Origin of the sequence: Pontibacter pudoricolor, from assembly GCF_010092985.1 — a bacterium.
GTDB lineage: Bacteria > Bacteroidota > Bacteroidia > Cytophagales > Hymenobacteraceae > Pontibacter > Pontibacter pudoricolor.
The window spans coordinates 4,238,438-4,255,390 of record NZ_CP048106.1 but is presented as its reverse complement, the minus strand read 5'-3'; the positions used below and the strand labels follow the sequence as shown (position 1 = coordinate 4,255,390).

At 46.2% G+C, this 16,953-nt stretch carries 10 protein-coding genes and 1 tRNA gene; 4 read left to right on the top strand and 7 right to left on the bottom strand.

What is annotated here, in order from left to right:
• Nucleotides 1–313: 313 nt before the first annotated feature.
• A complete protein-coding gene (locus GSQ66_RS18350) occupies nucleotides 314–1,720 on the bottom strand; it encodes an FAD-binding oxidoreductase (protein ID WP_162428793.1) in 1,407 nt (468 codons plus the stop codon).
• Between the two features lie 127 nt (nucleotides 1,721–1,847).
• Between GSQ66_RS18350 and GSQ66_RS18345 the strand changes: the two genes are divergently transcribed.
• The 4 genes from GSQ66_RS18345 (at nucleotide 1,848) to GSQ66_RS18330 (ending at nucleotide 9,525) form a co-directional block, all read left to right on the top strand.
• Nucleotides 1,848–2,429 (top strand): C40 family peptidase, encoded by a 582-nt coding sequence (locus tag GSQ66_RS18345; protein ID WP_162428792.1) that lies wholly within the window; start codon nucleotides 1,848–1,850, stop codon nucleotides 2,427–2,429.
• A 147-nt stretch (nucleotides 2,430–2,576) separates the two neighbouring features.
• On the top strand, nucleotides 2,577–5,714 hold the full coding sequence (locus GSQ66_RS18340; RefSeq protein ID WP_162428791.1) for a TonB-dependent receptor: 3,138 nt from the start codon (nucleotides 2,577–2,579) through the stop codon (nucleotides 5,712–5,714).
• A gap of 448 nt (nucleotides 5,715–6,162) precedes the next feature.
• Nucleotides 6,163–9,321 (top strand): TonB-dependent receptor, encoded by a 3,159-nt coding sequence (locus GSQ66_RS18335; RefSeq protein ID WP_162428790.1) that lies wholly within the window; start codon nucleotides 6,163–6,165, stop codon nucleotides 9,319–9,321.
• 127 nt (nucleotides 9,322–9,448) lie between these two features.
• Nucleotides 9,449–9,525: transfer RNA gene (locus GSQ66_RS18330), tRNA-Ala, on the top strand.
• Nucleotides 9,526–9,632: 107 nt separating this feature from the next.
• On the opposite strand, the gene cysK is transcribed toward GSQ66_RS18330, so the two are convergent.
• The 6 genes from cysK to GSQ66_RS18300 form a co-directional block, all read right to left on the bottom strand.
• Nucleotides 9,633–10,547, bottom strand: a complete 915-nt coding sequence (cysK, locus tag GSQ66_RS18325) for a cysteine synthase A (protein ID WP_162428789.1) — start codon at nucleotides 10,545–10,547, stop codon at nucleotides 9,633–9,635.
• Between the two features lie 10 nt (nucleotides 10,548–10,557).
• Complete coding sequence (gene epsC, locus GSQ66_RS18320; protein WP_162428788.1) at nucleotides 10,558–11,391, bottom strand: serine O-acetyltransferase EpsC; 834 nt, start codon at nucleotides 11,389–11,391, stop codon at nucleotides 10,558–10,560.
• Between the two features lie 109 nt (nucleotides 11,392–11,500).
• Complete coding sequence (locus GSQ66_RS18315) at nucleotides 11,501–12,577, bottom strand: hypothetical protein (RefSeq protein WP_162428787.1); 1,077 nt, start codon at nucleotides 12,575–12,577, stop codon at nucleotides 11,501–11,503.
• 293 nt (nucleotides 12,578–12,870) lie between these two features.
• Entirely contained in the window at nucleotides 12,871–13,578 is a 708-nt protein-coding gene (locus GSQ66_RS18310) for a hypothetical protein (protein ID WP_162428786.1), read from the bottom strand.
• 419 nt (nucleotides 13,579–13,997) lie between these two features.
• Nucleotides 13,998–15,206 carry a hypothetical protein gene (locus tag GSQ66_RS18305; RefSeq protein WP_162428785.1) on the bottom strand — a complete coding sequence of 403 codons (1,209 nt, stop codon included), beginning with the start codon at nucleotides 15,204–15,206 and terminating at the stop codon, nucleotides 13,998–14,000.
• Nucleotides 15,207–15,472: 266 nt separating this feature from the next.
• Nucleotides 15,473–16,648, bottom strand: a complete 1,176-nt coding sequence (locus GSQ66_RS18300) for an MFS transporter (protein WP_162428784.1) — start codon at nucleotides 16,646–16,648, stop codon at nucleotides 15,473–15,475.
• Between the last annotated feature and the right edge of the window lie 305 nt (nucleotides 16,649–16,953).

The following is a 16,953-nucleotide window of genomic DNA, read 5'->3' as shown; positions in this document are numbered from 1 at the left end:
GTTTTGCAGGGACAGGTTGCCACCTGTCCGGTCTTAGGCTGTAACTATAGTTAATTCAGATTTCTCCTTTCGTCGAAATGACAGATGGAAAAGCCGTAACGGTAACTATAGAACTATAGCTAAGCTATAATTATAGCCGAAAATCCCCTCTTGGGAGGGGTAGGGGTGGGTTAAACGCCAACTATAAAACTCTTTAGCAACTGCTACTGCAATGCCTGTCCCTGCCGGGCCAGGTAAGTCAGGGGGCTCAACACCATCCTACGTCACGAGCCGGGAGACTCATGCCAGAATTATTAACTTTAAACTATAGCTTTCAGGCAAATATCTTCCCAGGGTTAAGTATACCATTCGGGTCGAAGAGCTGCTTTATACCCTGCATCAGGCGTAGCTGCACTTCATTCAGCGCAATATTAATGTAAGGTCGCTGCACCAATCCGATACCATGTTCCCCCGAAATTGTTCCTCCCAGTTCCACACACAACCTAAAAATCTCCTTAATGCCTTCTGGTAATTTATGCTGCCAGTCCTCGTCCGTCATGTCCCCTTTTATGATATTCACATGTAGGTTACCGTCGCCGGCGTGGCCGTAGCAAACAGATCTGAAGTTGTACCTGGCACCGATCTCTTTTACTCCATGCAGCAGTTTAGGCAGTTCCGCACGTGGAACAACGGTATCTTCTTCTTTGTAAACCGAATTGGCTTTAACGGCATGCGCTACATTCCGGCGTAGTCGCCATAGGTCCTCTTTCTGCTTTTCAGTGTCAGCTACCAGTATTTCGTCAATATCAAACTGTTCCAGCACACTATACACCTGTTCTGCTTCTTTAAACAGTTGGTCCATATCGTTACCATCCAGTTCTATGAGCAGGTGCGCCTGTATATCTTCCGGCAAATTCACTTCAATTCCTAAATAGCGGCCAGACCACTCAATAGCATCACGTTCCATAAACTCCAGCGCCGACGGAACTATACCAGCCATGAACAACTTCGATACGGCTTCGCAAGCCTGCTCTTCGTTGCGGAAAGGCACCAGCATAACTATATTCTGCGGCGGGTAAGGGATCAGCTTAAATACTATCTTAGTAATGATGCCCAGCGTGCCTTCGCTCCCGACCATGAGTTGGGTCAGGTTATAGCCGGTGGCATTCTTTAAGACATTAGCGCCTGTCCAGGTTATTTCGCCGGTTGGCAACACCACTTCCACATTCAGCACATAATCTTTTGTAACGCCATATTTTACAGCGCGCGGGCCACCACTGCTCTCGCTCAGGTTACCGCCTAAAAAGCAGCTGCCCCTACTCGATGGGTCTGGCGGGTAGTATAACCCTTTGGCAATTACAGCCTCCTGGAAAACCTGTGTAATTACGCCCGGCTCAACTATAGCCTGCAGGTTACGCTCATCTATAGTTACAATCTTATTAAGCCGCTCTGTAGAAACTATAACCCCCTGATGCACAGCCAATGCACCGCCACTTAGCCCGGTACCAGCTCCGCGTGGCGTTACCGGCAGCATGTTTTTGTTACAATACTGCATAATAAGGCTGATCTCGGCAGCGTTCGCAGGTTTAAGAACAACTTCAGGGATGTAGCGCAGGTCTTCGGTTTCGTCGTGGGTATACCGGAGCATGTCGTCAGCGGATGCAGGTAAAATCACATTTGCTTCGCCAACTATAGTTGTGAAAACGGAGACGGCTTCCGGGGTTACTGTGTTAAATTTCATTTGTAAAAAAGGCCGGGTTATAGCTATATTAGCAGACCCTATTATTTTTATTTACTTACCTTGCTAAAGTAACGTTTTGAGAACAGCTTTTACAACTTCCCTCTTATTTATCTTTTTAATTGTCCTGATGGCTTCGTGCCAGTCGTCGGGGCCGGTGTTCAGTAAGCGTGGCGAAACCTACAAGTCGGCACGGGAGATAGCTGCAGAAAAACGCCAGGAACGCAAAGCCCGCAAACTGGCCCGCCGAAATGGCGGCAATGACCGCCCGCTGGCATCCAAAGACCGCACCAGCCGCACTAAAGTAAAACGAAACCTGGATAAAGATATTGAAACCGTTATCGAAACAGCCCGCTCCTACACGGGCGTTCCGTACCGCTGGGGAGGCACTACCCGCGTAGGCATGGACTGCTCCGGCCTTTTGTGCACTTCTTTTGAAAGTATAGATGTAAAACTACCCCGGACATCAGACGAGCAAAGCCGGTTTGGGAAAGAGGTAAGAGTTAAAGACCTGCAGGAAGGAGACCTTGTGTTTTTTGGAGCCAACAGGAACAGCAATCAGATTACGCATGTGGGCCTGGTAACTGAAGTGATCGATGATAACAACATTCGCTTTATTCATGCTTCCACTTCACTTGGTGTAATCGAGAACAACCTGTTTTCAGCGCATTACCAGAAAATTTTCATCAAGGCGGTAAGGCCAGCCATTTAAGAAACTCTATTAAAAAATGGCATTATAACCATACAAATATACTTACGTTTTATCCAAAATAAATACTATAGTTTGATATAAACTTGCAGCTTCATACGTACTTATAGGTAGTTACAACTAATTGTCCACTAACTACTTATCAGTGCTATGAAACATTTCTACACTTTCATACTTCTGTGCACGTTCTTTTTGCTCCAATCACAGTTAGCCTGGGGGCAGGGCGCCACAACGGCCGCCCTGAACGGGACAGTAAAAGACCAGAGCGGCACGCCACTACCTGGGGCCACCATCATTGCGGTTCACAATCCGACAAACACTCAATATGTTGCCACTACTAACGCGGATGGGTATTTTAATATCCAGAACATGCGTGTGGGTGGCCCTTATACTGTACGCACATCTTATGTAGGCTACCAGGAACAACGCTCGGAGAACGTAACACTTGCGTTGGGGCAGTCTACGAGAGTTGACTTTACATTAACAGAGAGCAGCCGCGAGCTGGGCGAAATAGAGATTGTTGGTGAGCAGAATGATGTTTTTAACCAGGACCGCACAGGCGCAGCTACCAACGTATCGCGGGAGCAGATAGAACGGTTACCAACGCTGAGCCGCAGTATCCAGGATTTTACCCGGCTTACTCCCCAGGCATCCGGCAACTCTATCGGTGGTTCCAGCAACCGCTATAACAACATAACCATAGATGGCGCTGTAAACAATGATGTGTTTGGTCTATCAGGTAGTGGTACGCCCGGTGGCTCGGCCGGCACGCAGCCAATTTCATTAGATGCCATACAGGAGATACAGGTAGTTATAGCCCCTTACGATGTAAAGCAAGGCAACTTTACGGGGGGTGGTATAAATGCCGTTACCCGTTCGGGCACCAATAAATTCTCTGGTTCTGTATATGGTTTTGGCCGTAACCAGGATATAATCGGTAAGGCTGTGGAAGGCCCACGGGTTAAAGCAGATGAGTTCAAGAATTATCAGTATGGCGTTCGGATAGGCGGGCCTATCATTCCGGATAAGTTATTCTTTTTTACCAACTATGATGCCACCCGCATAACCGAACCCGTTCGTTTTGCACCAGGCTCCGCAGAATCGCAGATACCCCTTAGCGCAGCACAGGATCTGGCTACCTTCGTAAGAGAAACTTACAATTATGATGTGGGTTCGTTCGGAGGTTTCGACAGAGATACGGAAAGCGACAAGCTATTTGCCCGCCTCGACTGGAATATTACCAATAACCACTCCCTGACACTACGCCACAATTACATCGACGCGTTTCAGGTTTCATTTTCGAGAAGCCGTGCCGAGGCTCGTTTTGGAAACAACGCCTACCAGTTTAACAGCAAAACAAACTCTACGGTAGCTGAACTTAACAGCCGTATATCAAACAGTTTTTCTAATAACCTGATCATAGGGTATTCCAGGATAAGGGAAAATCGCGAAACTTTTGGTCAGCTCTTCCCGCAGGTTACCATTTTCGATCCGGTAGGCACACTGGTGTTCGGCTCTGAACGCTCCTCCACTGCCAACGAGCTCGATCAGGATATCTTCGAATTTACCGACAACTTTTCGTACCTGGTTGGCAAACACAATTTTACTGTTGGCACACACAACGAGTTCTTCAAATTCAGGAACCTGTTCATTAATAACCTGAATGGCCGCTGGGACTTTAACAGCATCGAAGACTTTATTGCCAATAACCCATCCAGAGTGCGGGCAGGCTATTCCTTATCAAATAACCCACGACCAGCCGCCGAATTCAACGCTGCCCAGCTCGGCTTTTACCTGCAGGACGAATACACAGCATCTGAGCGTTTAAAATTAACATTAGGCCTGCGCGTAGACATCCCGGTTTTCCCGGACAAGCCGGAGCGTAACACCAAACTCGAAAGCGACTTCGGAACCCTTTATCCAGGCCTTAGAACAGACCGTACATCAAGCGGACAGGTGCTCTGGGCACCACGCTTTGGGTTTAACTTTACTCCAACCGAAGACAGAACCTTACAGGTAAGGGGTGGTACAGGTATATTTACGGGTCGTGTGCCATTTGTCTGGATGTCGAACCAGTTTGTGAACACAGGTACCATACTAGGAACTATAGATGTGAGCAACCCGGATGAATTTATACCCGACCCAAATAAACAGACAGATGCAGGACCTCCGGTACAGACTGTAGAAGTAAACGTAATTAACGACAACTTTAAACTACCCCGCGTTTGGCGCAGCAACCTGGCCTTCGACTATACATTACCGTTAGAAATTATTGCTACTATAGAGGGTATTTATTCCAAAACACTGAACGATGTGGTGTACCGCGACCTGAACCTGGTAGACCCGATAGGCAAATTAGCCGGCCCCGATAACCGGAATATTTTCTCAGACGCTGATAACAGCCGCCGCCGTAACGGAGATTACACTAACGTTATACTTTTAGATAACACCGACAAAGGCTATCGCTATAGTTTAACAGGCCAGCTTCGTAAAGATTTCACCAATGGCCTTAACACTTCTATTGCCTATACTTATGGTAAATCAAAAGATGTGAACAGCGGCACCAGCTCTACGGCCCTTTCTAACTATGAATTTAACCAGATCGTGAATAACCCGAACGATCCGGAACTGGAATACTCCAGGTATGATGTAAGGCATAGAATTGTAGGTACCGGTGGCTATACTTTCCGGTTCGGAGAAAACCTGGCAACCGGCATCTCCTTATTTTACCAGGGCCAGTCTGGTTTGCCAATTACATTTGTATACTCCCGCGACCTGAACGGCGATGGCAACATTGCAAACGACTTGATATATGTTCCCAGAGATCAGAGTGATATAATACTTGTGCCCTTTACAGATCGTGCCGGTGCAGTTATTCCAGGCTCAGCAACCCCGCAGGAACAATGGGAAGCATTGGATGCACTGATCAGAAGCGATGACTACTTAAGTGACAGAAGAGGCCAGTATGCGGAACGTTACGGAGGTCGTATGCCATGGACCCATCAGTTTGACCTGCGCCTGCTCCAGGACTTCTACTTTACCTCCGGCGAAAATAAGCACACTTTCCAGATCACCTTTGATATTTTTAATGTTGGGAACCTGATAAACAAAGACTGGGGCCGCCAGTATTTTGTTAATAATAATGCGAACGAACTAATCCGGTTTGCAGGCCTTAACGCTGCTGGTGTTCCAACCTTCACATTTAACACAAATACCCGGATCTATAATATATCGCAGTTTGATTCGAGATGGCAGGGCCAGTTAGGGCTACGATACATCTTTAATTAAACTATAACCAAACAAAAAACTATAGGCCCGCAGGCAAATTACCTGCGGGCCTATAGTTTAACTATAGTTTCCTTTTACTATTCCCACCATTTATAAAACCTGCAACCAACAAATCAGGCTCTCCCCCAATAGCCCTAAAAGATACACCTTACAAGCAATATTCCTTGCCTGTGCAGGCAGGGAATTCAGGGTAGCTACATGTAAGTTATTGTATCCGTAACATTCCGGTAACGCAGGCACTACGGGCTTGCTTAAGCTTCTTCCGTGCATGCTTTGCAGAGCCAGGCAAACTACAGCAAATTGTTCGTAGTCAATAATTACCGCCTGAATATGCATTGAACGGGCTGGCTCGCCAACAATAGTTTTTTTTAATATTAAGTTAATATTTCTGTTAGGATTTATCGTCTTTAAGAAGTTAACTTTGCGCCAAAATCAATCAACCCATTTTATGAAAAACATTTATAGTACTTTATGCTTTCTTTTAGCATTGGTATTGTCAGTTCAGTCCAGTTTTGGGCAGGGTACAACCACCGCCGCGATGAACGGTGTGGTAAAAGACCATAGTGGAACGGCACTGCCAGGAGCAACGGTAATTGTTGTCCATCAGCCAACAAATACCCAGTATGTAGCGCCTGCAAACTCTGAGGGGCGTTATAACATTCAGAACATGCGTGTTGGTGGTCCTTACACCGTTAAAACCTCTTATGTAGGTTATCAGGAGCAACTCGTAGAGAACATTACGTTAACATTAGGTCAGAACTACCGTCTTGACCTGATCTTAAACCAGAGCTCTACCGACCTTGGTGAGGTTGAAGTAGTTGCAACACAGGATAAAGTTATCAACTCTGACAGAACCGGCGCTGCTACCAGCGTTTCTACTGAGCAGATTGAGGCCTTACCTACTATTTCAAGAAGCTTAAATGACTTCACGCGTCTTACTCCACAGGCTTCTACAGCTGGTGCAGGTACGTCTTTCGCAGGTCAGAGCAACAAGTACAACAACTTCTCTATCGACGGTACTGTAAACAACGACGTATTCGGTTTGTCTTCAAACGGTACGAACGGTGGCCAGTCTGGTGTACAGCCTATCTCTCTGGATGCTATTGAAGCTATCCAGGTAGTAGTAGCTCCATTCGACGTTCGTCAGAGTGGTTTTACAGGTGGTGGTATCAACGCTATCACAAGAAGTGGCTCTAACAACTTCGAGGGTTCAGCTTATTACTTCGGTAACAACGAGAGCCTTGTAGGTAAGAGCAACGATGCAGCAAGAGCTGAGTATCCAGAGTACACAGATTACCAGGTAGGTGCAAGACTGGGTGGCGCTTTATTAAAAGACAAACTGTTCTTCTTCGTAAACGGTGAAGTAACAAAGAAAAACCAGCCGCTTTTATTTGAACCAGGTACATCTACATCAAACTTCACTCTAGATGAACTTAACAGAATTGCTGCAGTTGCAAAACGCTTAGGTTATGATGCAGGCAGCTTCGGCGCTCAGACTGAAGAGACAAACAGTGAAAAATTCTTTGCCCGTTTAGACTGGAACATCACAAACAACCACCAGTTAACACTACGTCATAGCTATGTATATGGCGAGGACCTGGACCTTTCCAGAAACCCTAACACAGTTCGTTTCTCAAACAACGCTGTGTTCTTCCCAAGCACAACTAACTCTACAGTAGCACAATTAAACAGCAACTTCGGTGGTACTTTCGCTAACGAATTTGTAGTTGGTTACACAACTGTAAGAGATAAAAGAACATACAATGGCAACCCTTTCCCAACTGTACAGTTAGACCTGTCTGGTGGTAGAAGAGTAACATTAGGTAGCGAGGCATTCTCTGTTCGTAACCAGTTAGACCAGGATGTTCTTACTATTACAGATAACTTCAACTGGTTCTTAGGTAACCACACAATTACTGTTGGTACACACAACGAGTTCTACAAAACTTACAACCTGTTCATTCGTCAGGAGTTTGGTGCTTACCAGTATAAGTCCATCGAAGACTGGGAGAAAGTTGGTACAGCTGCTGAAGTGGCACCTTACCAGTTCGACAGAACGTACTCTCTTACTGACAACCGTCAGCAAGGATCTGACTTTACTGCTTACCAGTTAGGTTTCTATGTTCAGGATGAATACGCTGTAATGCCAAACCTGAAAGTAACAGGTGGTGTTCGTTTAGATATCCCGACTTTCAACGATGAGCCAGCAGTTAACCAGGCGTTCAACACTAAGTTTGCCAGCCGTGGCTTAGCTACAAACAAAACTCCGGGTGCTCAGCTTATGGTATCTCCAAGAGTTGGTGTAAACTGGGATGTATTTGATGATGGTAACACACAGGTACGTGGTGGTTTAGGTATATTCACCGGTAGAGCACCATTCGTATGGATCTCTAACCAGTACACAAACACTGGTACAGTACTTGGTAGCGTTAGCCAGAGAGGTTCAAATATACCAACACTGCGTTTCAACCCTAACCCGGATACGCAGCCTACTTCAGGTTCACTTGGCCTGAACGAAAGAGTATCAGAAATCAACATCACTGACCCTGACTTCAAATTCCCTCAGTTGTTCAGAGCAAACGCTGCTATTGACCAGAGACTTCCAGGTAACGTTATCGCTACTTTAGAAGGTATTTACTCTAAGACAATGAACAACATTTACTATCAGAACCTAAACCTGAAAGAAAATGGTAAGCTTGAAGGTAAAGGTGACTCACGCCCTATCTTTAAAAAGGATGATGCTAATTTCAACGACATTATCTATTTAACAAATACAGATCAGGGTTACTCTTACAGCGTTACAGGTCAGTTACAGAAGTCTTTCTCTTCTAACCTGTATGGTTCAGTAGCTTACACTTACTCAAGAGCTCAGGATGCTAACCCAGGTAACTCCAGCCAGGCACGTTCTAACTGGATCAACGTTAACCAGGTTTACGGTCTGAATGATGTAAGAGCTGCATGGGCTGATAACGATGTTCGTTCACGTGTAATTGCTGCTCTTAGCTACACACTGAACTACGAAAACGGTTCAGCAACTACAATCTCTGGTTTCTATAACGGTCAGTCTGGTGTTCCGCTTTCTTACATCTATAACGGTGATGTAAACGGCGACAACGGTACTACTAACGACCTTGTATACATCCCGCGCGATAAGAGCGAAATCAACTTTACTGGTGATCAAGCTTCTAAAGATGCACAGTGGGCTGCTTTCAATGCTTACATCGAGAGCAACGAATACTTAAGAGAGAGAAGAGGCCAGTATGCAGAGCGTAACGGCGACAGATTACCTTGGTCTAACCAGGTAGACCTGCGCTTAATGCACGAAATTAAGCTGAACACAACTGATGAGAACTCTCACAGACTTCAGTTCACTTTCGACGTAATGAACGTTGGTAACCTGATCAACAAGGATTGGGGTCGTCAGTATGGCGCTAGCTTCAATGCTTACCAGTTGTTAGACGTAGAGAAGAGCACTGCTGGTACTACTACTCCTGCTTTCACTTATACAGGTAAAGGTTTAACAGATGGCAAGCCTTACTTCGTACAGGATTTCACTTCTCGTTGGAGAGGTCAGTTTGGTGTACGTTACATCTTCGGAGGTAAATAAGCATCGGACTATATAAAACAAAAAGGGGAAGCAGTAGCTTCCCCTTTTTGTTTTAATAAAAACCTGTATAAATAATCGATATGAATTTCAGAATATCAAAATTTAGTCTATTTTTGTAGCACCATAAGGGGGATTAGCTCAGCTGGCTAGAGCGCTTGCATGGCATGCAAGAGGTCATCGGTTCGACTCCGATATTCTCCACCAAAGGCAACTATAGTTTATAGTTGCCTTTTTTTATTTTTGTACCAATCATAAATAATAAAAGCTACTGCAACCACCGTGGCTTATCCTTTTTAACTATAGTTTGATCCTTAAACAAAAAGTCCTTCCACAGAAAGATATCGTTCGCCGGTGTCGTAACAGAAAGTAAGCACGCGGGCACCTTCGGGTATTTCCTTTAACTTTTGCGCAACAGCTGCCAGCGATGCCCCCGACGACACACCTACAAAGATACCTTCTTCACGGGCTGCCCTGCGGGCATAATCGAAGGCATCATTCGCTTCTACTTGTATAGTGCCATCCAGCAGCGTAGTATCCATAATGGCAGGTATAAACCCTGCTCCCACTCCCTGTATCGGGTGTGGTCCTGGCTGTCCACCGCTCAGTACTGCCGAGGCAGCAGGTTCAACTGCAAAAACTTTTATATCAGGATTTCGGGCTTTCAGAACCCGCGCCACTCCGGTAATATGCCCGCCAGTTCCAACGCCGGTTATCAGGTAGTCAAACCCCTCCGGGAAATCCTGTAAAATCTCTTCAGCTGTGGTTTCGATGTGCACCTGGGTATTGGCTTCGTTCTCAAACTGCATCGGCATCCAGGAACTTTCGTGTTCGGTTAATATCTCTTTGGCCCGTTCAATAGCACCTTTCATTCCCTGCTCCCGGGGAGTAAGTTCAAGCCTGGCCCCATACGCAGTCATCAGTCTGCGGCGCTCCACCGACATCGATTCCGGCATAACCAGTATCAACTGGTAGCCTTTTACAGCTGCTACCATGGCCAGCCCTACGCCCGTGTTTCCCGACGTTGGCTCAACTATAACACTTCCTTCTTTCAGTATACCTTTCTGCTCGGCATCTTCAATCATGGCAAGCGCGATGCGGTCCTTTATGCTCCCGCCCGGGTTGCTGCGCTCCAGTTTCATCCAGACCTCTGCCTTATCGCCGAATAATTTATTGACGCGCACATGTGGTGTACGCCCTATTGTGTCAAGTATAGTGGTAGCTTTCATAGTTATATGATTAAATAGAAAAATTGAGCACGTTTTCCGGTTCGGGTGCTTTGCGTACTTTTATTTGCGGATGATGATAAACGCGTGAATAAGGCGGAACACTTTCCGTAAGCCACACATTACCGCCGATAATACTGCGTGTACCTATTACAGTATTTCCGCCCAGTATAGTTGCGCCGGCATAGATCACGACATGGTCTTCTATAGTTGGATGGCGCTTTATATTGGCCATACTTTTCTCTACACTGATAGCCCCAAGCGTTACACCCTGATACACCTTCACATAGTTACCGATTATAGTTGTCTCGCCTATTACAACGCCTGTGCCGTGATCGATGCAGAAGTACGCCCCTATAGTTGCTCCGGGGTGAATATCGATGCCGGTGCGGCCATGCGCAAATTCTGAGATAACACGGGGCAATAATGGGATACCTAACCGGTACATGGCATGTGCTAATCTATAAAGTGCAACCGCTTTAAAACCCGGGTAGGTCCGGATCACTTCTTCCATACTCTGGGCTGCAGGGTCGCCGTGTGTAATAGCTTCTGCGTCGCCCAACAACATGCTGTGTATCTGTGGCAGCTCATTCATTACGGCAGTTGCGAGCACGGCAGGCGACTCCGCTAACGCACTCTGCATTCCGTCCAATATCCGTTCCAGGCATTGCTGCAACAGTTGGGTATGTTCTTCAAAATCAGAAAGAGAAGCATAGCGCTTTTCAGAAAGTGGCGGAAACAGTAATTGTATGATAGCTTCGGCAAAATGGCAGGTAGCGGAGGCCGGAACCAGGTGACGGGTATGCGTATGGTCTTCGTACAGCTGTGCTAAAAAACCCTTATCCATAAACTATGTACGGCAATGTAAACCGGTTTGTGCATTTCAAAACAAAAAAAGGAGCCCAATGTTTGAGCTCCTTTCTATAGTTATAGTTGATGTAATATATAGTTACGGGTTAGTCGCAGTGGCCCGGACCAACTTTACCGTTGTTATAGTCATCCAGTAATTCTGCCCACGCTAAAAGCTCACTTCTGGTTGGCTTGGTTTCTCCTTTAAAGTAAGCTTTCGCAGCATCCCAGGCAGTTTTCACTTCAGCTGGTATAGATGCCCCTGAAACTACGTTAAGTTCGGCAGCTATAAACTGGTGCGCCAGTATATAATATGCGTCTCCACCTTTCGGAGCTGTTTCCAGTACGGTCAGGTAATCCTGGCCACTGTTATAGAACATTTTTCCAAGGTAAGCGTCCCAGGCGTTGTTGTATTGCTTCTTCTTAGGATCTGCATGGTTTTTCCAGTAGCCTTGTGTACGGGTGCAACCGGTTACTTCATCAGTTGGCGGTGTTACAGCTGTTTCACAGAACATGATATCATCTATAGCACCTGAGCCTGAATAACTCTGTGTTCCGGCCAATACTACTTTCAGGGTTTTCACACCTGCGGTTTTCTTCAGATCAACTGTTTGCTTGCTGCTATTGCCCAGTGGCAACAGTTTTACCTTGTAAAGTTCTTCTCCGCTTTCGTTGTAAAGGTATACCCACGAGTTGTCTTCATAGGTGTCTATGTCAAGCACTTTCATAGATTCCAGTGTCATCAGTTTCGGGAAGGTCAGCATCATCTCACCGCCCCACTGGTTATCATTCGGGCCATCGCCATATACATTCGGATCATCTACCGGATTAACACCAATTTCCTGGATGATCAGTGTGTTGCCCCATTCTGGTGTGTACAGGTCTTCATCGTCGCCGGTTATCTTCCTGGTATCGTAGATCATGGCCCTGTTATCACTCAGCATTTCGCCGCTTGCGTTACGGGCTTTATTATGTACCATCACAGCAACACCATTTGCTGAACTTACCCCGGTAATAAATTCTCCTACAGGCGCATTTTCAAAATCAATTACATCACAAGTACCGGCAACTATAGCCTGGGAGGTTGTAGGGTTTATTTCTTCGATCCCGTTTTGAGATTCGCATCCCATAAATGCTAATGTTGCCAGGCTCAGTAGTCCGGTCTTTAATAAAGTTTTTTTCATAGTATATAAATTTAGGTTTGAAGTGTTAATTTACGCCTGCCTTACACAGACATGAAAAGTACAATTATTCACTACATACTGATACTAAAAACTATAGTTTTCGATATAGTTTACAATCCTGCTATGTTTATACATAAACCTATTAACATATAATAAACAACAATTTCCGGCAGATAGAATTTGGATAAAATATAGAAGCGGGCCAGGCAGGATCAAAAATAAAAAACCCGTAATATAAGCTTAGTTATATTACGGGTTAAATAAGGTAGCAGAGACTTCTGCTTATAGTTTAGTTATCTGTAGCAAACGGTGCCAGGGCAGAACTGCACTACATCTATAGCACCTGAGCCGCCACGTCCGTTAGTAGATTTAAACGTAACGCGCAGTTTTGTTACGCCCGCTACGCCCGGTCCGAGCACCAGCGGCTGAAATGTGTAGGCACCTGTTACAGGTAAAACCATTGAATAAATAACGGTACCGGCAGCATCAAGCAGTTCTAAGGTTGATCCGCTTTCATGTTCTTCGATATCAGCGATGTAAAGACCACGCATTACTACGCTCCCAAAACTGGAGAAGTCCATTTCTATACTGCCGCCTTTGTCGTTTATAGTTGAGTTACTGCCACGGTCTTCGCCAACAGTCAGTATATTACCTAGCTGAAACGGACCGCGGTTTACAGCAATGTACCCTGCGTTCTTTTTATCAGGTTTTGTGGTATCGTAAACCAATGCCGCGTTTTCCGGCGCAGTTCTGCCGGAGGTAAAGCTAGTAGCTTTTATCTTAACAGGCAGCGTGGTATAGCTGTCCTTCTTTACTTTAATTTCGTCGATATACCCATTGGATTCAGAGAAATCAATGATGGTAGTGCCTGGTATAGTGCCGAATTTCTTAGTATCTGTGGTAGTTAATGGTTTTACTTCAGCTTCTGTTTCCTGGGCGCAGGAAGCAACTAAAAAACTGGCAAGTGAAAGGGCGAGGGTTTTGTAGAAGATTGTTTTCATGTCGCAACTATTTTTGTAAAGGGTAAATTTTAAATAATGTAGTTGCCGGAGGAGCCCAACTATAGCCAGGCCTATATCATCAGAATTGTATATTTTAATGTCCCTTTGGCAAAAAACATTTCACCCTTGTACGGGCAGTTATGACAAAAAGGTTGGCCTGTTTTTAGAATAGCAGCTACATTTTTACTTCATATACATATGGCTATTTTTTCATTATTACATTAATGGATGTTACAACATGGCTTTAAATTACTCCTGGGGCATTTCGGGGGCTTGCCTGCTGGCTACCTGGTTTACCTCATGTTATAAAAAATATTTCATAAAATTTCAGAGCTCGGCTGGTTAGCTATAGTTTACAGGAGGGCAAAATAAAAAAGGGAAGCCTTCGCTTCCCTTTTCCTTCTTACTCTTCAGTTTAATTATTGCACACAGAACTTAATATTGTCAATGGCACCTGATCCGTAAGCTCCATCCCCATCGATCCAGATCACCAGCTTGATCACTTCCTGGATGTTACCAAAGTCGACAGTAAAGCCCACGTTGTCGCCATGCGGCTCCAGGTAAATTCTTCGTGGTTCATCTTCGCCCTGCACGTACACAAAGGCCCACGAATCATGCTCGTTTTCATCAATGTCCAGCACCCGCATCGAAGTCAGGGTAACCGGCTCCAGGAACCCGATCCGCATCTCGGCGCCCCACTGGTTATCGTTGGGCTCGCTTTCGTCGCCCAGTTGCTGCACAATGAGCACGTTGCCCCAGTCCTTGGTGGCCAGGTCGTCGTCATCGCCGGTCCAGTTCTCAGAGTCGAAGATCATGGCGCGGTTCTGGTCCACCGGCTCGTCGTTCTCGTCGCGGGCAATACCGGCCACATGTATGGTGCGGCCACCATCTGACTCTACCGAAGTTCTGTAACCGGTCTGGCCTTCAAAGCTGATCATATCGCAGTTTGGCTGTTCTGCTGGTTCACCTCCATATATAGGAACGCAGAACTTAATATTGTCAATGGCACCTGATCCGTAAGCTCCATCCCCATCGATCCAGATCACCAGCTTGATCACTTCCTGGATGTTACCAAAGTCGACAGTAAAGCCCACGTTGTCGCCATGCGGCTCCAGGTAAATTCTTCGTGGTTCATCTTCGCCCTGCACGTACACAAAGGCCCACGAATCATGCTCGTTTTCATCAATGTCCAGCACCCGCATCGAAGTCAGGGTAACCGGCTCCAGGAACCCGATCCGCATCTCGGCGCCCCACTGGTTATCGTTGGGCTCGCTTTCGTCGCCCAGTTGCTGCACAATGAGCACGTTGCCCCAGTCCTTGGTGGCCAGGTCGTCGTCATCGCCGGTCCAGTTCTCAGAGTCGAAGATCATGGCGCGGTTCTGGTCCACCGGCTCGTCGTTCTCGTCGCGGGCAATACCGGCCACGTGTATGGTGCGGCCACCATCCGATTCCACCGAAGTTCTGTAACCGGTCTGTCCCTCAAAGCTGATCATATCGCACTCTTCACCGATCACCTGATTTCCGTTCCTGGCATTTACCAGCGGATCTTCTTCTTTTTCGCAGCCGTAAAAAATTAACGTCGCTGCACATAATAGAGTAAGTAGTTTTCCATTCATTCCCTTCATCATCGTTCTGTTTTTAAGTTTGTTGCAGAGATTAAGCAGTACATCTCACTGTAAACACAGTGCGCCGGGGAAGTGAAGAAACAGTGTGCTGCCTGCCAAATTATAGGCGAAAGGATCACTTTTTGAAAGTATAACACCTGCTTTTGCAGCACATATACTATAAATCCTATTTATTGGAAAAAGTATATTATTAGTACGATTTTGCTTCCTAAACCTCAGCTTATTTTAACCGATTTTGGTAAACAGTAATTACAATTGCTTTAACAGGCTTAATATTTTCGTGAAGGGGATTTAATAAAAAAAAGCAGGTAAAGAAGGGAAACCAATACCACGGCAGCACCTGTCCAGAATACAAGCCGGAAGTTTTCAGGATTATTGTTATAAAGCCACCCGGATGAAAGTGCACCGATACCAATACCAGCCTCCATGGCAATGTACATCGTCGCCATTGCCCTTCCGCGGTGTGCTTCGTGGCTAAGGTCAATAGTCCAGGCAAAAACGGTTGGTGAGTTCATGCCCTGCCCGATTCCGAAAAGTACGCCGGCCAGCATAAGCTCTGTTAGATTGGAGGAGAACCCCACGGCAACCATCGCCAGCATCAGCACAAATGTACTTACCCGCAGCACACTTACCCGCCCATATTTGTCCGATACACGCCCTGCCACAAACCGGATGGCCAGCGAAGAAAGCGTAAAGCTCATAAAGAAAAGTCCTTTGTTCTTTATACCCAGGAACTCGCTGAAATCGGGGATCACTGTAAGTATGGTACCAAACGAAAACACCGTAAAGAACAGAACAACCGATGGCGCAATTACCCGCGGCTCAAAAAGCTCGCTCCGGGAGATACGCAATAGCCCCATCCGGAAGCGCTGCTTATCATCAACGGTTTCCTTCATGCGCACCACCACCGCCACCGACAAAAAAGCAGCCACTGACGAAGTATAGAACATGGTATCGAGGGAGAAGTGGTTGGCTATAGTACCGCCAAGTGCCGGACCTGCCGCCATACCCAGGCTTCCGCACAAACCAAGTAAACCAGTGGCCTCTCCCCTACGGTTGATGGGTATAATATCGGCTACGTAGGCAGCTGTGCCGGTAGGCGTAAAACCGGTAGAAAAACCATGCACGAAACGTAGCAGCAGGAAAGCCGCCACAGAGCCGGTAATTGGATAAAGAAAACCACAAACGATACACACGGCCCCACCTACAACCATTACAGGTATGCGTCCTATTTTATCGGCAAGCTGACCACTAAACGGCCTGGACAAACCGGCAGTGAGCGTAAAAAGGGAAATGATAAGGCCTTTGTAATCTTCGCCGCCCAGGCTGGTAAGGTAATCGGGCAGCTCGGGGATGATCATGTTAAAACTGGCAAAAAACAGGAAGGAGCTCAGGCAAAGTAGCCCAAACTGAAGTCCGTACACCCGCGTTTCCTGCTTTTCCATTTGTTGCACTAAATCGGCCGCAAGTTGGCAAAGTATAGTTTAGGAAACTACCAAACCATAAAAAATGATGTAGGTGAATTAGCTATGGTTGATGGGAGTTTTCTACTGGTTCCAGTTCTGTTGTTCATGCTGCTGGCGCGAATATCCGGACTCGTGACTAACTATGGCGTTGAGTCTCCTTGACTCAACTGGCCTGAAAGGACAGAATAGTCTGAACCGGGATTAAGTGAGATTTAAAGGATTTCTGGGATTGGGCTACTGCTTTAGATGGAGTTATAGTTCTATAGTTGGCGTTTTACCCCTTC

Excerpts from the sequence above, each read along its gene's own strand:
- epsC (WP_162428788.1), bottom strand. The coding sequence starts at position 11,391 with ATGGATAAGGGTTTTTTAGCACAGCTGTACGAAGACCATACGCATACC.
- GSQ66_RS18310 (WP_162428786.1), bottom strand. The coding sequence starts at position 13,578 with ATGAAAACAATCTTCTACAAAACCCTCGCCCTTTCACTTGCCAGTTTT.
- GSQ66_RS18345 (WP_162428792.1), top strand. The coding sequence starts at position 1,848 with ATGGCTTCGTGCCAGTCGTCGGGGCCGGTGTTCAGTAAGCGTGGCGAA.
- GSQ66_RS18350 (WP_162428793.1), bottom strand. The coding sequence starts at position 1,720 with ATGAAATTTAACACAGTAACCCCGGAAGCCGTCTCCGTTTTCACAACT.
- GSQ66_RS18300 (WP_162428784.1), bottom strand. The coding sequence starts at position 16,648 with ATGGAAAAGCAGGAAACGCGGGTGTACGGACTTCAGTTTGGGCTACTT.
- GSQ66_RS18340 (WP_162428791.1), top strand. The coding sequence starts at position 2,577 with ATGAAACATTTCTACACTTTCATACTTCTGTGCACGTTCTTTTTGCTC.
- GSQ66_RS18315 (WP_162428787.1), bottom strand. The coding sequence starts at position 12,577 with ATGAAAAAAACTTTATTAAAGACCGGACTACTGAGCCTGGCAACATTA.
- GSQ66_RS18335 (WP_162428790.1), top strand. The coding sequence starts at position 6,163 with ATGAAAAACATTTATAGTACTTTATGCTTTCTTTTAGCATTGGTATTG.
- GSQ66_RS18305 (WP_162428785.1), bottom strand. The coding sequence starts at position 15,206 with ATGATGAAGGGAATGAATGGAAAACTACTTACTCTATTATGTGCAGCG.
- cysK (WP_162428789.1), bottom strand. The coding sequence starts at position 10,547 with ATGAAAGCTACCACTATACTTGACACAATAGGGCGTACACCACATGTG.